This is a genomic window from Stenotrophomonas sp. ZAC14D2_NAIMI4_7 (genome assembly GCF_003086675.1).
GTDB lineage: Bacteria > Pseudomonadota > Gammaproteobacteria > Xanthomonadales > Xanthomonadaceae > Stenotrophomonas.
The window spans coordinates 3,997,725-4,013,502 of the sequence record NZ_CP025995.1 but is presented as its reverse complement, the minus strand read 5'-3'; the positions used below and the strand labels follow the sequence as shown (position 1 = coordinate 4,013,502).

Annotated in this window: 14 protein-coding genes; 11 read left to right on the top strand and 3 right to left on the bottom strand. The window is 67.3% G+C overall.

From position 1 onward, the window contains the following. Positions 1-35: 35 nt before the first annotated feature. Positions 36-1,277: an efflux RND transporter periplasmic adaptor subunit gene (locus tag C1922_RS18235; protein ID WP_108751069.1), complete on the bottom strand. Its 1,242-nt coding sequence runs from the start codon at positions 1,275-1,277 to the stop codon at positions 36-38. Between the two features lie 186 nt (positions 1,278-1,463). Here C1922_RS18235 and C1922_RS18230 point away from each other — a divergent pair, with 186 nt between their 5' ends. From C1922_RS18230 to C1922_RS18180, 11 genes are all read left to right on the top strand, one after another. Further along, positions 1,464-2,771 (top strand): M20 family metallopeptidase, encoded by a 1,308-nt coding sequence (locus tag C1922_RS18230; protein WP_108751068.1) that lies wholly within the window; start codon positions 1,464-1,466, stop codon positions 2,769-2,771. A 424-nt stretch (positions 2,772-3,195) separates the two neighbouring features. Next, positions 3,196-4,014 carry an NADPH-dependent 7-cyano-7-deazaguanine reductase QueF gene (queF, locus tag C1922_RS18225; RefSeq protein ID WP_108751067.1) on the top strand — a complete coding sequence of 273 codons (819 nt, stop codon included), beginning with the start codon at positions 3,196-3,198 and terminating at the stop codon, positions 4,012-4,014. 153 nt (positions 4,015-4,167) lie between these two features. Beyond that, positions 4,168-4,461 carry a LysM peptidoglycan-binding domain-containing protein gene (locus tag C1922_RS18220; protein ID WP_108751066.1) on the top strand — a complete coding sequence of 98 codons (294 nt, stop codon included), beginning with the start codon at positions 4,168-4,170 and terminating at the stop codon, positions 4,459-4,461. 57 nt (positions 4,462-4,518) lie between these two features. Beyond that, positions 4,519-5,028 (top strand): hypothetical protein, encoded by a 510-nt coding sequence (locus tag C1922_RS18215; RefSeq protein ID WP_108751065.1) that lies wholly within the window; start codon positions 4,519-4,521, stop codon positions 5,026-5,028. A 385-nt stretch (positions 5,029-5,413) separates the two neighbouring features. Continuing rightward, positions 5,414-7,636 (top strand): NADP-dependent isocitrate dehydrogenase, encoded by a 2,223-nt coding sequence (locus C1922_RS18210; protein WP_108751064.1) that lies wholly within the window; start codon positions 5,414-5,416, stop codon positions 7,634-7,636. Positions 7,637-7,920: 284 nt separating this feature from the next. After that, complete coding sequence (locus tag C1922_RS18205) at positions 7,921-8,868, top strand: hypothetical protein (RefSeq protein WP_108751063.1); 948 nt, start codon at positions 7,921-7,923, stop codon at positions 8,866-8,868. Next, positions 8,861-9,409 carry an ATP/GTP-binding protein gene (locus C1922_RS18200; protein WP_108751062.1) on the top strand — a complete coding sequence of 183 codons (549 nt, stop codon included), beginning with the start codon at positions 8,861-8,863 and terminating at the stop codon, positions 9,407-9,409. Before C1922_RS18205 ends, C1922_RS18200 begins: the two co-directional genes overlap by 8 nt. Continuing rightward, positions 9,402-9,818 carry a roadblock/LC7 domain-containing protein gene (locus C1922_RS18195; RefSeq protein WP_108751061.1) on the top strand — a complete coding sequence of 139 codons (417 nt, stop codon included), beginning with the start codon at positions 9,402-9,404 and terminating at the stop codon, positions 9,816-9,818. The genes C1922_RS18200 and C1922_RS18195 overlap by 8 nt, the downstream gene beginning before the upstream one ends. Before the next feature lie 54 nt (positions 9,819-9,872). Then, the gene (locus C1922_RS18190) at positions 9,873-10,232 is read left to right on the top strand and encodes a hypothetical protein (RefSeq protein WP_108751060.1); all 360 of its coding nucleotides are present in this window, start codon (positions 9,873-9,875) and stop codon (positions 10,230-10,232) included. Between the two features lie 104 nt (positions 10,233-10,336). Further along, on the top strand, positions 10,337-12,067 hold the full coding sequence (aceK, locus tag C1922_RS18185) for a bifunctional isocitrate dehydrogenase kinase/phosphatase (protein WP_108751059.1): 1,731 nt from the start codon (positions 10,337-10,339) through the stop codon (positions 12,065-12,067). A 62-nt stretch (positions 12,068-12,129) separates the two neighbouring features. Then, positions 12,130-13,002, top strand: a complete 873-nt coding sequence (locus C1922_RS18180) for an energy transducer TonB (protein WP_234413374.1) — start codon at positions 12,130-12,132, stop codon at positions 13,000-13,002. Between the two features lie 24 nt (positions 13,003-13,026). On the opposite strand, the gene C1922_RS18175 is transcribed toward C1922_RS18180, so the two are convergent. Together C1922_RS18175 and C1922_RS18170 are read right to left on the bottom strand one after the other, a co-directional pair. Continuing rightward, positions 13,027-14,601 (bottom strand): sensor domain-containing diguanylate cyclase, encoded by a 1,575-nt coding sequence (locus C1922_RS18175; protein WP_108751057.1) that lies wholly within the window; start codon positions 14,599-14,601, stop codon positions 13,027-13,029. A 108-nt stretch (positions 14,602-14,709) separates the two neighbouring features. Beyond that, entirely contained in the window at positions 14,710-15,726 is a 1,017-nt protein-coding gene (locus C1922_RS18170) for a cupin-like domain-containing protein (RefSeq protein ID WP_108751056.1), read from the bottom strand. Between the last annotated feature and the right edge of the window lie 52 nt (positions 15,727-15,778).

Below are 15,778 nucleotides of genomic sequence, written 5' to 3'. Positions count from 1 at the left end.
TCGAGGCCGGCGCGGAAGGAGAGGGTGGCCTGCGCTCAGCGCGGGCCACCACCGGGACGGCCGCGGCCGCCACTCTTCTGTTCGGCGGCCTTCAGTTCGGCTTCGGTGGGCGCCGCGGGGGTTTCGCCCGGCTTCAGCGCGGTCACCTTGCTGCCCGGCTTCAGGCGGAACTGGCCTTCGCTGACCACCCGCTCGCCACCCTTCAGGCCTTCGGTGATCTGCACGTGGCTGTCGCCCACTTCCACGCCACTGCGCACGGTCTGCATCTTGACCGTGTTGTCGCCCTGCACCAGATAGACGTACTCGCCATCGGGCCCGCGCAGCACGGCCTGGGTGGGAATGACCACGCCCCCGGCAATGGTGCGCAGCTGCATGCGCACGTTGACGAACTGGCCCGGCCACAGGCCGTTGTCGGTGTTTTCGAAGATCGCGCGGGCCTTGAAGGTGCCGCTGTCGGCGCTGATCAGGTTGTCCACCACGTCCAGCGAACCGTCACCGGACAGCACGTGCGAATCGGCGCGGTCCAGCGCGGCCACCGGCACCTTGCCGGCCGCCTGCGCCTGGCGCACGTCGCCCAGCTGGCGCTCGGGCAGGTTGAACAGCACGTGGATCGGGTGGATCTGGGTAAGGGTGACCAGCGCGGTACCGGCATTGACCACGTTGCCAGCGTCCACTGCACGGATACCGGCAATGCCGGAAATCGGCGCGGTGATGCGGGTGTACTGCAGCTGCACCTGCGCGGCGCGCGCGCTGGCCTCGTTGGCGGCCACCGCGCTTTCGTACTGTGACACCTGGTTTCGTTGTGTATCCAGATCGGTCTTGGCGACGAACTGGCGATACTCCGGCGCGTTGGAGCGCTGGTAGTTGGAACGGGCGGTGGCCAGCAGCGCCTCGTTCTGGCGCTTGGCGGCCACGGCCTGGTCGTAGCTGGCCTGGGCGCTGCGCGGGTCGATCTGTGCCAGCAGGTCACCCTGCTTCACTTCCTGGCCCTCGCGGAAATTGATGCTCATCAGCTGGCCGCCCACCTGCGGGCTGACCGTGACGGTGTTCATGGCCGTGACCGTACCCAGGGCGCTGGCATACACCGGCACGTCCTGACGGGTGGCATCGACCACGGTGACCGGCACCGGGCCGGCATCGGGGTCTTCGCCGCCCTGGCGCGCCGCGGCGCCCGGGCCTGCCGCCTTGTCCTTGCCGCCGCCCAGCACCCGCACGCCGACGACTGCCAGCACCAGCACTGCCACGACCAGCAGCACGATCTTCCAAACACGTGACATTCAAGGACTCCAAGAAGGCTGGACGGGGCGGCGCCCCGGTTGGCAATGCGCAAAGCATACCTGTGACCCATGCCATTTCCTGCATGACGGATGGGACGGGCGCTCAGACCCGGCGCGGCGAAAGAGGTTCCCGTAGCGGCAGCCTTGCCCTACATTCAGGTGCAGACCCCTTCCGTGGAGCCCGTGATGCGCCGTTCCCTGCTGCTGTCCGCCCTGCTGCTGGCTGTGCCGGCCCTTGCCCATGCCGACGTGGCCGAGCGCCCGGAGGTGACCGCTGCCGCGCAGCGCCTGCAGGCGCAGGTGGTGGAATGGCGCCGCGACTTCCACCAGCACCCGGAGCTGTCCAACCGCGAAGCACGCACCTCGGCCGAGGTGGCCAAGCGCCTGCGCGCGATGGGCCTGAAGCCGAAGACCGGCATTGCCCACCACGGCGTGGTGGCCATCATCGAAGGCGGCAAGCCGGGCCCGAAGATCGCCCTGCGCGCGGACATGGATGCGTTGCCGGTGACCGAACAGACCGGCCTGCCGTTTGCCTCCAAGGCCACGGCGCAGTACCGCGGGCAGACGGTGGGGGTAATGCACGCCTGTGGCCATGATGCGCACACCGCCACCCTGCTGGGCGTGGCCGAGGCATTGGTGGCGATGAAGAAGGACCTGCCGGGCCAGGTGATGCTGATCTTCCAGCCATCCGAAGAAGGCGCGCCGCCGCCGGAAGAGGGCGGTGCCGCGCTGATGCTGAAGGAAGGCCTGTTCGCCGACTTCAAGCCTGAGGCCGTGTTCGGCCTGCATGTGTTTTCCAGCGTGCAGGCGGGGCAGATCGCGGTGCGCGGCGGCCCGCTGATGGCGGCGTCCGATCGCTTCGGGATCAGGGTGATTGGCCGCCAGACGCATGGTTCGGCGCCGTGGAACGGCGTGGACCCGATCGTGGCCACCGCCGATCTGGTCGGCACCGCGCAGACCATCGTCAGCCGCCGCACCAATCTGTCCAAGCAGCCGGCGGTGCTGACCTTCGGTGCGATCAACGGGGGCATCCGCTACAACATCATTCCCGACGAAGTGGAGATGGTCGGCACGATCCGCACCTTCGATGAGGGCATGCGCCAGCAGATCTTCGCCGATCTGCGCAACGTGGCCGAGCACACGGCCGCGGCGCACGGGGCCAAGGCCGTGACCGAGATCTACGAGGCCGAGGGCAACCCGGCCACGGTGAACGACCCGGCGCTGACCGCGAAGATGCTGCCGAGCCTGCAGGCGGTGGTGGGCAAGGACAATGTCTACGAGCCGCCGCTGCAGATGGGCGCGGAGGATTTCTCGCTGTACGCCAAGGAAGTGCCTGGCATGTTCTTCTTCGTCGGTTCCACCAGCGTGGGCATCGACCCGGCGACGGCGCCGGCGAACCATTCGCCGAAGTTCCTGCTGGATGAGAAGGCGCTGGATGTGGGGCTGCGCGCGCTGCTGCAGGTCAGCCTGGATTACCTGCACGGCGCCGGCTGAGGGGTAGCGGCAGGGCTTGCAGCCCTGCACCCGCTAACGTCGACGTCAACGACAACGTCAAAAGCGGGCTATCCGTGGGATGGCGGGGTGGGTCCGTTCGGAACGGCGCTCTGCTTTGGTAGGTGTCGACCTTGGTCGACACGGGCAGACATCGAGAATGTCTGAAGGATCGGCCTTTGATTTTGATTTTCCGGATCTTTCCCGCGGTGGCGCGGGGAACTGTCCGTGGCCGGGAGGGTGGGTTGGCTGGGGGCGTGAGCCGCATGGATGCGGCGACCGAGCTTACATGGACGTACTTGCAGCGTCCCCCAGCCAACCCACCCTCCCGGCCAACCCCGAGATCCTGCTCTTGACCACCACGGCGGAGCTCCGCCGTTGGCAGACCCGGCCGAAGGCCCGCCCTGTGCGCGATACAATGACGCCCATGAACACCCCCCAGGACTCCAGCCTCGGTCGCGAGGTCAGTTACCCGTCGCAGTACGATCCCGGCCTGCTGTTTCCCATCCCGCGCATCGGCGCCCGTTCGGAAATCGGCCTGGATGATGCCGCGCTGCCGTTCGTCGGCCATGACCGCTGGCATGCCTTCGAACTGAGCTGGCTCGACCCGCGTGGCAAGCCGCAGGTGGCCGTGGCCACCGTGCAGGTGCCGTGCACCTCGCCGCGGCTGATCGAATCGAAGTCGTTCAAGCTGTACTTGAACTCCCTCAACAGCACCCGTATCGACAGTGCCGAAGCCCTGCGCGAGCGCCTGGTTGCCGATCTGTCGGCCTGCGCCGGTGCGCCGGTGCAGGTGGCGTTCGGCCTGCCGGAACTGCGCGAAGCGCCGCTGGGTGAGTCCATCGACGGGCTGGAGGTGGAGATCGACTGCTATGGCCCGCCGCAGGCCGATTATCTGGCTGCCGACGCGGGCAACGTGGTGGAAGAGACCCTGGTGTCGGCCTTGCTGAAATCCAACTGCCCGGTGACCGGCCAGCCGGATTGGGCCACGGTCAGCCTGCGCTACCGCGGCCCGAAGATCGATCGTGCGGGCCTGCTGCGCTATCTGGTCAGTTACCGCGAGCACGCTGAGTTCCACGAGCAGTGCGTCGAGCGCATCTTCAGCGAGGTGTCGGCACGCTGCCAGCCGCAGTGGCTGGAAGTGGAAGCGCGCTACACCCGCCGCGGTGGCCTGGACATCAACCCGTGGCGTGCCAGCCCCGGCATCGCAGCTCCCGCTGCGACCTACCGCGAACTGCGCCAATAAGCGCCGCCGGGCAACGCCCGGCGAGCGCAGCGGCCGTCGGCCATACCGATTGTTCAGCCGCCCCGGGGGGCGGCTTCACATCTGCACCATCCCCATTTAACAACCGCCATGGCACCGTGCATGCCACGTAGTCATGCAGACGGGAGTGTGTGGATGAGTACCGAGAAGAAGGCCGATTTCTCCGGCGTAAGCGCCAGCGTCGACAGTACCGCCCAGCAGGTCCCCAAGGCGGATTTTTCCGGCGTGAGCGCATCGGTGGACAGTACCGCTGAGGTCGTCAGTGGCGGCACTTACACCGTGCAGAAGGGAGATTCGCTGTCGAAGATCGCCAAGCAGCACCTGGGCGATGCCAATGCCTGGAAGAAGATCTTCGAGGCCAACCGCGATGTGCTTGACGACCCGGACAAGATCTTCCCGGGCCAGACCCTGAAGCTGCCGCCGAAGTAAGCCGGACCCGCAACCGGCCCACGATCGCTATCCGAACATGCCTGGGAGAAACCACGAATGATCAAGACCACGCCGCTTCAGAACGCCCTGCTGGCCGCCCTGCTGGGCAGTGTTGCCCTGGTGGGCTGCAAGAAGAAGGAAGAATCCACTGATACCAATGCCGCCCCGGCGGCCACTGCCCCGGCCGAGCCCGCACCGGCGCCGATGACCGGCGCGCCGCCGCCGATGGCCGCCGCAAGCGCCGTGGCCGTGTCTTCGGTCACCGTGGGCAAGAGCGCGGCTGCGGACAAGTCCGTTGCCACGGCGGCCCTGTTCGCGCCGAAGGATGATGTCGTCGTTTCGGTGAAGACCGATGGCGCGGCCAGCAACGTCAACGTCGGCGCCAAGCTGACCTTCCAGGACGGCCAGGTGGCCGGTGAACAGAGCGCCACGCTGAACACCAGCGGCGCCGAGACCACCAACATCACGTTCAAGAATGCCAATGGCTGGCCGGCCGGCAAGTACCGCGCCGAAGTCATGGTTGATGGTAAGGCGGCCGGAACGCCGCAGGAGTTCGAGGTCAAGTAAGTCCCGCCGACTCTCTCCCGGTTGGACTCACGATGGACGCAGCCGCGAGGCTGCGTCTTTTTTGTTGGGCGGTTGCACGCTGGACCGCATCCACGCATGGCGTGAATCTACCCGAACGGCCGCCGCGCAGGGTGTAGACCACGCCACGCGTGGCTGCGCGGCGATGGTTGCAACCGATACCACGGCAATGGATCACTGCGTTGCCGCAGCGCAGTACCTTGGCGTATGGCATGGCTTTGCCCCGCGCGGCTGAAAACGCGACAATGCAGGGGTTTCCCCGCCGCGCGCCCACCCTGACGGCGACGAGGGAAAGTGACACGGTTGCACGTGGCCCGGCGCTGGCGCCGGCCTTCCCCTGAGAACTGCTACAGAGTCCAAGTCCCCCATGTCCAAGATCCTCTATACGCTGACCGACGAAGCACCGTTCCTGGCGACCCAGTCGCTGCTGCCGATCATCGACGCCTATACCGCCACCGCTGGCATCGTGGTGGAAACCCGTGACATTTCGCTGTCCGGCCGCATCCTGTCGCAGTTCCCCGAACTGCTGAGCGATGCGCAGAAGGTCAGCGACGACCTGGCCGAGCTGGGCCAGCTGGCGACCACTCCGGACGCCAACATCATCAAGCTGCCGAACATCTCCGCCTCGGTGCCGCAGCTGAAGGCGGCCATCAAGGAACTGCAGGACCAGGGCTATCCGCTGCCGGATTACCCGGAAACCCCGGCCGACGACCAGCAGCGCGACTACAAGGCGCGCTACGACAAGGTCAAGGGCAGCGCGGTGAACCCGGTGCTGCGCGAAGGCAATTCCGACCGTCGCGCGCCGCTGTCGGTGAAGAACTACGCCCGCAAGCACCCGCACCGCATGGGCGCCTGGGCGTCGGATTCGAAGTCGCACGTTTCGCATATGGCCGCCGGTGATTTCTACGGCAGCGAAAAGTCGGCCACGCTGGCCAACGCCGGTGCGCTGAAGATCACCTTCCACGGCAACGACGGCAGCGCCGTCGTGCTGAAGGAAAAGACCGCGGTCAAAGCCGGCGAGATCGTCGATGCCGCAGTGATGAGCCGCAAGGCGCTGGCCAGCTTCATCGCCGCGCAGATCGAAGATGCCACGGCGCAGGGCGTGCTGTTCTCGCTGCACCTGAAGGCCACCATGATGAAGGTCTCCGACCCGATCATGTTCGGCGTGGTGGTCAACGAGTTCTACAAGGACGTGCTGGCCAAGCACGCCGACGTGCTGAAGCAGGCCGGTTTCGACGCCAACAACGGCATTGGCGACTTGGCTGCGCGCCTGCCGTCGCTGCCGGAAGCCACCCGCGCCGCGATCGAAGCCGATCTGGCTGCCGAGTACGCACAGCGCCCGGGCGTGGCCATGGTCAACTCGGACAAGGGCATCACCAACCTGCACGTGCCGAGCGATGTGATCGTCGACGCCTCGATGCCGGCGATGATCCGCGACTCGGGCAAGATGTGGAATGCCGAGGGCAAACTGCAGGACACCAAGGCCATCATCCCCGATCGCTGCTACGCCGGCGTGTACCAGGCCGTCATCGACGACTGCAAGGCCCACGGTGCGTTCAACCCGGCCACCATGGGTTCGGTGCCGAATGTCGGCCTGATGGCGCAGAAGGCCGAAGAGTACGGCTCGCATGACAAGACCTTCCAGATCGCCGCCGACGGCGTGGTCAAGGTCACCGACGATGCCGGCAACGTGGTGTTCGAACACGCGGTGGAAGCCGGCGACATCTGGCGCATGTGCCAGACCAAGGACGCGCCGATCCAGGACTGGGTGAAGCTGGCCGTCGAACGCGCCCGCCTGAGCAGCACCCCGGCCGTGTTCTGGCTCGATGCCGCCCGCGCCCACGACGCGCAGGTCATCGCCAAGGTCGAGCAGTACCTGAAGGACCACGACACCAACGGGCTGGACATCCGCATTCTGCCGCCGGTGGAAGCGACCGCCTTCTCGCTGGATCGCATCCGCAAGGGCGAGGACACCATTTCGGTGACCGGCAACGTGCTGCGCGATTACCTGACCGACCTGTTCCCGATCATGGAACTGGGCACCAGCGCCAAGATGCTGTCGATCGTGCCGCTGATGGCCGGTGGCGGCCTGTTCGAGACCGGCGCCGGTGGCTCGGCCCCCAAGCACGTGCAGCAGTTCGTGGAAGAGGACTACCTGCGCTGGGATTCGCTGGGTGAATTCCTGGCCCTGGCCGCGTCGCTGGAACACCTGGGCAACCGTTACAACAACGCCGCCGCCCGTGTGCTGGCCAAGGCGCTGGACGAAGCCAACGGCCAGTTCCTTGACAACGACAAGTCGCCGTCGCGCAAGCTGGGTGGCATCGATAACCGTGGCAGCCACTTCTACATTGCCCTGTACTGGGCGCAGGCGCTGGCTGCGCAGGACGACGATGCCGCACTGAAGGCGCGCTTCGCACCGCTGGCCAAGGCGCTGAGCGACAACGAACAGAAGATCGTTGACGAGCTGATCGCGGTACAGGGCAAGGCCGTGGATATCGGCGGCTACTACCGCCCGGACGTGGCCAAGGCCAGCCAGGCCATGCGCCCCAGCGCGACCCTGAACGCCGCGCTGGAACAGCTGCGCGGCTGATCCATCGCCGCCTGGTCGTGAAAAAGGGAACCCGCGCTTCGGCGCGGGTTTCTTTTTGCCGCGGCGCCAGGGGGCGGAATCCGCTGCGAAGCAGAGGGCTCCGACCCCATGCCCCAAGGCTGTCAAAACGGCATGAAACTTGCCCCCGATGGCCGTCGCAGAACCGCTGTGTGCCCTTTCACCACCCGCTGCAATCTGAGCAATGGGTCACGGCCCGCCGTGTCTCACTTGTCCTAGCCTTGGCCTGCGAAACCGCCGGGGAGGCGGTTGCCTGGGGAACTCGGATGGCACGCGTGCTGGTGGTGGGAACCGATATCCAGGGCGAGCAGGCACTGCTGCAGCGCCTGCGTGTGGCCTCGGCATTGCCCGACGGGCAGATCCGCCGCAGCCAGGATCTGGATGACTGCGATCTGCTGGTGATCCGCGATACGCCGGCCCTGCGCAATGCGGCACTGCGCATGCGCCAGCAGCGGCCCCGCCTGCAGTGCTGGATAGAAGACATCGGCGGGCAGCTTCGCCGCGGCGATGGTGGCCACGATGTGCTGGACGACGGCGCCATTGGCCATGCGTTGCGCGGCATGCAGGCCGCACCGCCGTCCACACCGGTACGCCTGGCCGACGGCGCCCATGCCATCACCCGCCTGCTTCGCGAACGCCTGCCGTTGCGCCAGGGCCAGTTGCTGCTGGCCCTGGATGGCCAGCCGCTGCTGCTGATGGATATCGAACAGGACCAGGCGGTGCTGCTGCAGGAGCCGGCCGCGCTGCTGGTGGAGCGCCTGGCCGAGGGATTCGAACACCTGCAGCTGGACGCGCTCACGGCCGCGCAGCTGCAGGCGCTGGCCGGTACCCGGGCGCGCCAGCCGCTGCGCCCGCTGCTGTGGCAATGGGCGCAGCGCAGCCGCCACTGGCAGGCACTGGACGAACGCCTGCGTGCTGCCACGGTGAAGCTGCTGCGCTGGCCGGATTTCCGCGTGCTGGGCCACGATCACGATGCCTTCCGTCTGTGCTCGCTGCTGCTCAAGCGCGCCAGCACGGTGGACGAATGCGCGATGCTGCTGGAGCTTCCCGCCGCGGCCGTGCGTGACTTCGTGCATGCGGCCTACCTGTGCGGTTACGCCCAGTTGCAGGGTTCGGCCACATCCACGGCCACGCCGCTCCGTAACGGCGGTCCCGACCCTGGCCTGCTGGCCCGTCTGTGGCGCAGCCTGCGCGGGAACGAGCGCCATGCGTGAACACAAGGTGGTGGTGCTGGGCGGCATGGGCAGCGGCAAGTCGACGCTGGTGCGCAGCATCGCGGCCGGCGCGGTGATCGATACCGATGTGGCCAACAGTGATCGCGGCGGCGCCGACAAAGCATCGACCACCGTGGCCCTGGACTACGCCGATATCGACCTTCCCAATGGCGAACGCCTGCGCCTGTACGGCACACCCGGCCAGCAGCGCTTCGACTTCCTGTGGCCGATCCTGCTGCAGGGTGCGCGCGGCGCGGTGCTGCTGCTGGACGCGCGCCGCAGCGGCGTGGCCACCGAACTGGACACCTACCTGCTGGCCCTGCAGCCCTTCGCCGGTGCGCTGGCGCTGGTGGTGGCGGTCACCCATCTGGATCTGGCGCCGGCGGCGGCACTGGACGACTGGGCGGCACGCGCCGTACTGGACGGGCAACCGCTGCCGCTGCTGCCACTGGATGCCCGCGACCGTGATCAGGGGCTGCTTCTGATGGATGTACTGATGAGCGAGATGGAAGCGCACGCACTGGTGGCCGCGCATGGCTGACGGACAGCCGGCCCTGTTGCCGGATGAACGACAACGCGCGCGCCTGCAACCGCTGTTGCACGACCTGCGCCAGCGCGTGGAGGGCGTGCGTGCGGTGGTGCTGGCCAGCGTGGACGGCTTTGCGGTGGTCAGCGCCGGTGCCGAAGGGCGCGGTGAACGGCTGGCGGCGATGACCAGCGCAATGCTGGCGCTGGCCGGCGCGGTGGGGCGCGAACTGGTACTGGGCGAACTGCAGACGCTGATGCTGGAGGCTGCCGGCGGCAAGGTGCTGATGCTGGCCATCACCGCCGAAGGGCGCGCACCGCTGCTGTTGATGGCCGCGTGCGACCAGCGCAGCGTGATCGGCCAGGTACTGTGGCAGAGCAGGGAATGTGGCCGGGAGATCCTGGCCGAACTCGGCGGAACGTGAGCCCGGCCGCAGGGAAACGAGGGGCTCGAACCAACATGAAGAAGGGGAGCGCACGTGGCTGGACTGACTGAATCGCTGAATGCACTGATGGGTATCGACGGCGCGCAGGCCGTCGCCCTGGTCGATTACGAGAGCGGCATGCTGCTGGGCGAGGCCGGCGCCGGCATGGACATGGAGGTGGCGGCCGCCGGCAACACCGAAGTGATCCGCGCGAAGATGAAGACCGCTGCATCGCTTAACCTCAACGACAGCATTGAAGACATCCTGATTTCGCTGGGCAAGGCGTACCACATCATGCGCCCGGTGGCGCGCAAGAAGGGGCTGTTCTTCTACATCGTGCTGGACCGGACCAAGAGCAACCTGGCCCTGGCCCGGCGCAAAGTGCAGGACGTGGAAGCCGAACTGGCGATCTGAACGCTGCCTTTCGTAGAGTCGAGCTCGCTCGACTGCCTCGGCCAGAAGCAGTCGAGCAGGCTCGACTCTACACAAGCCACTCCACGGCGGCGTATGGTTGACCCATGGCTGCCCTCGACTTTCCGCCGGAACTGCCCCTGCGCCTTGCCCGGGCCATCGCGGCCGGTTTCGAGGATTACCACGCGCGCTTCGCCGCCATCACCGCCCGCGCGCGCGGCCGCTTCGAGCAGCGCGATTGGGTCGGCGCACGCCAGGACGCGGTCGAGCGCATTGCTTTGTACGACCTGTGCATCGCCGAACGCATGGATGCCCTGCGACGGTTGGCCGGCGAGGCCGTCGGCGAGCGCGCGCTGTGGCTGCAGGTGCATGCGCACTTCACCACCCTGCTGCAGGGGCTGATCGACGCCGAGCTGTACAAGACCTTCTACAACACGCTGTCGCGGCGTTTGTTCGGCACCCGTGGCGTCGATCCGGCGGTGGAATTCATCGCCTTCGACATCGAACCTTCCGATGCGATCACCCACCCGGTGGCCCGGCACACCTACTCGGTCTCGGCCACCCGGCCAGTGGAGGCCCTGCAGCGGGTGCTGGCAGACTATCGTTTCGACGTGCCGTATGCCCACCAGTTGCGCTGCGCGGCGGCCATCGCGGTGCGCCTGCAGGATGATCTGGCGCACTGGGGCGATACGCCGGTGCGCAGCATCGAACTGCTGGATACGGTGTTCTACCGCGAGCGCCGCGCGTACCTGGTGGGGCGTGTATTTGGCGAACACCGCTTCTCGCCCTGCGTGATTGCCCTGGTGAACGATGCTGGCGGCCTGCGCGCCGACGCCGTGCTGACCCGCCGTCGCGATGTCGCCCACCTGTTCGGTGTATCGCGCAGCTACTTCCAGGCCGGCCTGGCCACGGTGGGCGATGCGGTGGTGTTCCTGCGCAGCCTGCTGCCGGGCAAGCCCATCGATGAGCTGTATACCGTGCTGGGCCGCGCCAAGCAGGGCAAGACCGAGCGTTACCGCACGTTCTTCCGTCATTTCGGCGACCACCCCAGCGAGCAGCTGGTGCATGCCGAGGGCACGCCGGGCATGGTGATGGCGGTGTTCACCCTGCCCAGCTACCCGCTGGTGTTCAAGCTGATACGCGACCGTTTTGCCTGGCCCAAGGCCATGTCGCGGCAGCAGGTGGAAGAGAAATACGCGCTGGTGTTCAACCTGGACCGGGTGGGGCGCCTGCTGGACGCGCAACCGTACCGGCACCTGCGCTTCCCGCGCGCGCGGTTTGCTCCGGCGCTGCTGGACGAGCTGCTGCAGCAGTGCGCGCAGAGCGTGCGCGTGGATGGCGATGAGATCGAGATTGCGCTGTGCTACGTGCAGCGCCGATTCCGTCCGTTGAATCTGTACCTGCGCGAGCAGAGCGGGGACGCCGTGCGCGCAGCGGTGCTGGATTACGCGCAGGCGATCACCGACATGGCGCGCAACAACATCTTCCCGGGCGACATGCTGCCGAAGAACTTCGGTGTATCGCGGCATGGGCGCGCGGTGTTCTACGACTACGACGAACTGTGCCTGGTCAGCGAATGCGTGTTCCGCACCTGGCCGCAGCCGCGCTCACCGGAAGAGGCCATGGCCGACGAATCCTGGTTCCATGTCGGCCCGCGTGACGTTTTCCCCGAGCGCTTCGGCCCGTTCATGGGGCTGCCCGCGCAGGAACTGGCGGCGGTGCGCGAGCACTATCGCCATCTGTTCGATCCGTTGTGGTGGCAAGGGCTGCAGGCCCGTTTCGCGGCCGGCGACTACCCCGATACTCCCCCTTACGCGGCGGCGCACCGCCTGGCCTGAGCCTTGGATGCCCTGGCCGCGATGGGGTAGCCTGTGGCCTTCATGCACAAGGAGTGGCTGTGATGCGTACATCTCTTTTCCTGGCCGTGGCTTTGGCAGTGGGTGCCGGCGCAGTGACCTTCGACAGCGCGCAGGCGCAGACCGCGCGGGAAGTGCGCAAGCAGGCCGAGGCCAGCCTGACCCTCACGGGCGTCATCGATATCGGCCGCGAAGGACAGGTGGAAGGCTTCCGTCTGGACAAGCGCGACAAGGTAGGCGAGGGCGTTGCCGCGCTGGTGGAAAGCACCGTGCGCCAGTGGCGTTTCGAACCCGTGCAGGTGGACGGCACTGCCGTGCCGGCGCGCACGGCGGTGCGGCTGCGCCTGCTGGCCGACAACATGTCCGAGGAGAGCATGCAGGTGCGGGTGGCCGACGCGAACTTCGGCCCAGCCGATGCCGCCAAGGGGGCCAGGACCGATCAGGTGAAGGGCCTGCGCCTGACGCGACCGGAATACCCGCAGCGTGCGTGGGCCATGCGCGGGCAGGGCATGGTGCTGCTGCTGGTGAAGGTCGCCAGGGACGGTACCGTGGCCGATGTCGTGGCCGAGCAGACCAACCTGACATCGGTGGGCCCGGCGCGCACCATGGACCTGCTGCGGAAGACCCTGGCCGATGCCAGCGTCAGGACCGCCAAGGGCTGGACCTTCACCCCGCCCACCACCGGCAAGTACAAGGACAGCGAGTTCTGGACCGTGCGCGTGCCCGTGCATTACGACATCGACAACCGCGAGGAACGCTACGGCCGCTGGTCGGCCTATATTCCGGGCCCGCGCCAGAAGGCGCCGTGGAGTACCGGTGAAGATGCGCAGGCCACGGGCACCGATCTGCTGCCCGAAGGTGGCGTGTACATGGTCGGTACGCAGGACGGCCCGCGCCTGTTGACCCCGCTGGGCTGAGGCGGCGCCGCCATGCCCGCACGCTCAATCGGCGTGCGGGTACACCACCACCTGGTTGCGGCCCTGTTCCTTGGCCAGGTACAGGGCCTTGTCGGCCAGCCGCAGCGCCTGCTCCACATCGGCATGGAAGCTGGGGAAGTGGGCTACGCCCAGCGACACGGTGATCGTGCCGACCGGGGCGAAGGCTTCGTCGGCGATGTGCCGGCGCAGCCGTTCGGCGGCCTGGCGTGCGGCATCGGTGCCGACGCCCGGCAACAGCAGCAGGAACTCCTCGCCGCCGGCGCGGCACAGCACGTCGGTTTCGCGCGAATGCCGGCGCATCTGTTCGGCAATATGCACGATGGCCGCATCGCCCACGTCATGGCCATGGGTGTCGTTGATCGACTTGAAGCGGTCGATATCCAGCGCCACGATGGCAAACGGTACGCCTTGCGCCTGCAGCAGCTCCAGTGCGTGCTGCAGGCCACGGCGGTTCAGCAGACCGGTCAGCGGGTCGGTGCGACTGGCCCGGTTCAGCGAGCCGATGCGGTCCTGCAGGGCGTTGAAGCTGTACAGCACCGCCTGCTTCAACTGCGCCACTTCGAAGTACCAGGCGCGGATGCCGGTCACGTGGTTGATCGCGTTGCCGGTGTCTTCGCCTTCCTGCACGTTGCGCGCCAGCTGCCACAGCGGCAGCGAGATGCGCCGTGCGAACCACCAGGTGATCAGCAGCGACAGCACGCCCAGCGGGATGGCATTCCAGATGACCGAGCTCATCAGGCGCGACAGCGGCTGCAGCGTCGCTTCGGTGGGGCGCTGGGCGATGATGCCCCAGCCGGTGGCCGGTACCGGCGCGTAGCCGGAGAGCTGGGCCACGCCATGGTTGTTGACCAGCTGCTGGCTGCCGGAACGACCGCGCATCAGCGCCTTCACCGCCGGGTTTTCCAGTGCGTAGGTGCCCACTTCCTTTGCATCGTTGTGGTAGATGATGCGGCCGTTGTGGTCCACCACGTACAGGTACGAGCCATCGCGGTAGTAGTGCTTGCCCAGCAGGGTGTGCAGGGCGCTGCGCTGGCGCAGGTAGAGGGTGCCGCTGACGTAGCCCAGGTAGCGGCCCTGGCGGTCGAAGATGGGGTGCGACAGCGAGATCAGCAGCTTGCCGGTGGCCGACTGGTAGGGATCGCTGATCAACGGTTGGCGCCGTGCCAGGGCCAGCTGGCTGCCCACGCTCTTCAGCACTTCACCCTGCAGCTGCAGGGTCTGCGGCGAGGTCGCGATGACCAGGCCATCCACGTTCACCACCAGCGAAGAGTTGAAGCTGCTGGACTGCAGCTGCAGGCGGCTGGCCTCGCGCTGCGCCTGCTCCGGTTCCAGGCCGGTTTCACCCAGCCGGGTGGCGGCGTAGGCCAGCTGCTGCTGTGCCGACAACAGGAAGTTCTGCGTGGTCTCGGCCAGTTTGCTGGCGTAGACCCGGTTGGCTTCCAGGGTGTTGCCCACCAGCTGGTCGCGCTGCACGCGGTAGCTGGCCAGCAGGGTATTGGCCAACGCAATGAGCGTACTCAGCAGGGCCAGCGCAAGAATCAGCTTGCCCAGGTTCAGGCGGTTGGAAATCGGTGGCATGGGGCAGCGGCACCCGGCGCAGCGGAATCACGGCCGGGTTCGAACGGTGGGGGAATCGCCATTATGGGCACATCCGCATGCCTTGAGGTTAAGCACGGTGCCCCGGTGTCATCGTTGCAGGCGGCGACGAAGCGTATCGCGCACGCGTTCGGCACCGGCCGCCTCCAGCGGTGCAAGCACGCCACGCGCGTCCTGCGGCACATGCGCGGCCGTATGTTCGCCCGCCTCGAACACATAGTGGTCGAGCATCGTGCGCCAGTGTGCGCGTTGTTCCGGCGGCAGGTCGCGCAGTGCAAGGATGGCCAGCATCAGCGCGTTCATCGGTGAATCCATCCACGCCGGTACCGGTCGCCACCAGCTGTTGACCAGCACGTTGAACGCCTCCAGCCCTTCCATGTGGTGCCACCACAGCGACGGAATGAACACCGCATCGCCGGGCGCCAGCTCGGCCACCTGGGCCTGCGCCCACGCCTGCGCGAAGCGCGGGAAGCGCTGCAGGTCCGGTGCATGGAAATCGACCAGGCTGATCGCCTGCCCGGCCGGGGTGAAATCAAGCGGCCCGACGTACAGGTTGTCGATCTGCTCCGGTGCGAACAGGGTGACGCGGCGGCGGCCGGCCGCCACGCAGGCCAGGTTGTCCGGCACGTCCTGGTGGGCGGCGATGCGCGAGCGGTTACCGATCCAGATGCTGGCCAGCGGGTCGGCCACGCCGAGGTGCAGCGGATTGGCTTGGCTGAAACCGGGCAGGAAGCTGTCCAGCGTGGTCGACGCTACATAGATGGACGGCGGCGCGGGATCGCTGGCGTACTTCAGCAACGTGGCCAGCACCACCTTCAGCGGAATCTGCTCGCGGCGGAAATTGAAGCCGCTCATGTCTTCGTTGTAGAACAACCGGCCGCGGGCCTCGGGCGCGGCGGTGGTCGCCGTTACCGGCATCTGCCCATGGTCGAAGCGGGCCAGGTGGGCCGCCGCTTCGGCCGTGGACCGGCGCGCTGCGGCCACCAGTGGCCAGTGCGCCACCAGCCCACGGATCACCTTCGGCGTTGTCCAGGTGGGCAGCTGCACGTGCAGCTGTGCCGGGTCCAGGCCGTGGATCTCTTCGATGGGGCGGGGCGGTGAAAGCATGCGCGGTCATCCGGAGCGGAGCGGTGTGAGGCCGAGCCCGCCCCGTGGAGCC

Bases quoted from the DNA above. Each gene is read 5' to 3' on its own strand.
- C1922_RS18180 (WP_234413374.1), top strand. From the start codon at position 12,130: ATGCGTACATCTCTTTTCCTGGCCGTGGCTTTGGCAGTGGGTGCCGGC.
- C1922_RS18175 (WP_108751057.1), bottom strand. From the start codon at position 14,601: ATGCCACCGATTTCCAACCGCCTGAACCTGGGCAAGCTGATTCTTGCG.
- C1922_RS18205 (WP_108751063.1), top strand. From the start codon at position 7,921: ATGGCACGCGTGCTGGTGGTGGGAACCGATATCCAGGGCGAGCAGGCA.
- C1922_RS18220 (WP_108751066.1), top strand. From the start codon at position 4,168: ATGAGTACCGAGAAGAAGGCCGATTTCTCCGGCGTAAGCGCCAGCGTC.
- C1922_RS18230 (WP_108751068.1), top strand. From the start codon at position 1,464: ATGCGCCGTTCCCTGCTGCTGTCCGCCCTGCTGCTGGCTGTGCCGGCC.
- C1922_RS18235 (WP_108751069.1), bottom strand. From the start codon at position 1,277: ATGTCACGTGTTTGGAAGATCGTGCTGCTGGTCGTGGCAGTGCTGGTG.
- C1922_RS18210 (WP_108751064.1), top strand. From the start codon at position 5,414: ATGTCCAAGATCCTCTATACGCTGACCGACGAAGCACCGTTCCTGGCG.
- queF (WP_108751067.1), top strand. From the start codon at position 3,196: ATGAACACCCCCCAGGACTCCAGCCTCGGTCGCGAGGTCAGTTACCCG.
- C1922_RS18195 (WP_108751061.1), top strand. From the start codon at position 9,402: ATGGCTGACGGACAGCCGGCCCTGTTGCCGGATGAACGACAACGCGCG.
- C1922_RS18170 (WP_108751056.1), bottom strand. From the start codon at position 15,726: ATGCTTTCACCGCCCCGCCCCATCGAAGAGATCCACGGCCTGGACCCG.
- C1922_RS18200 (WP_108751062.1), top strand. From the start codon at position 8,861: ATGCGTGAACACAAGGTGGTGGTGCTGGGCGGCATGGGCAGCGGCAAG.
- C1922_RS18215 (WP_108751065.1), top strand. From the start codon at position 4,519: ATGATCAAGACCACGCCGCTTCAGAACGCCCTGCTGGCCGCCCTGCTG.
- aceK (WP_108751059.1), top strand. From the start codon at position 10,337: ATGGCTGCCCTCGACTTTCCGCCGGAACTGCCCCTGCGCCTTGCCCGG.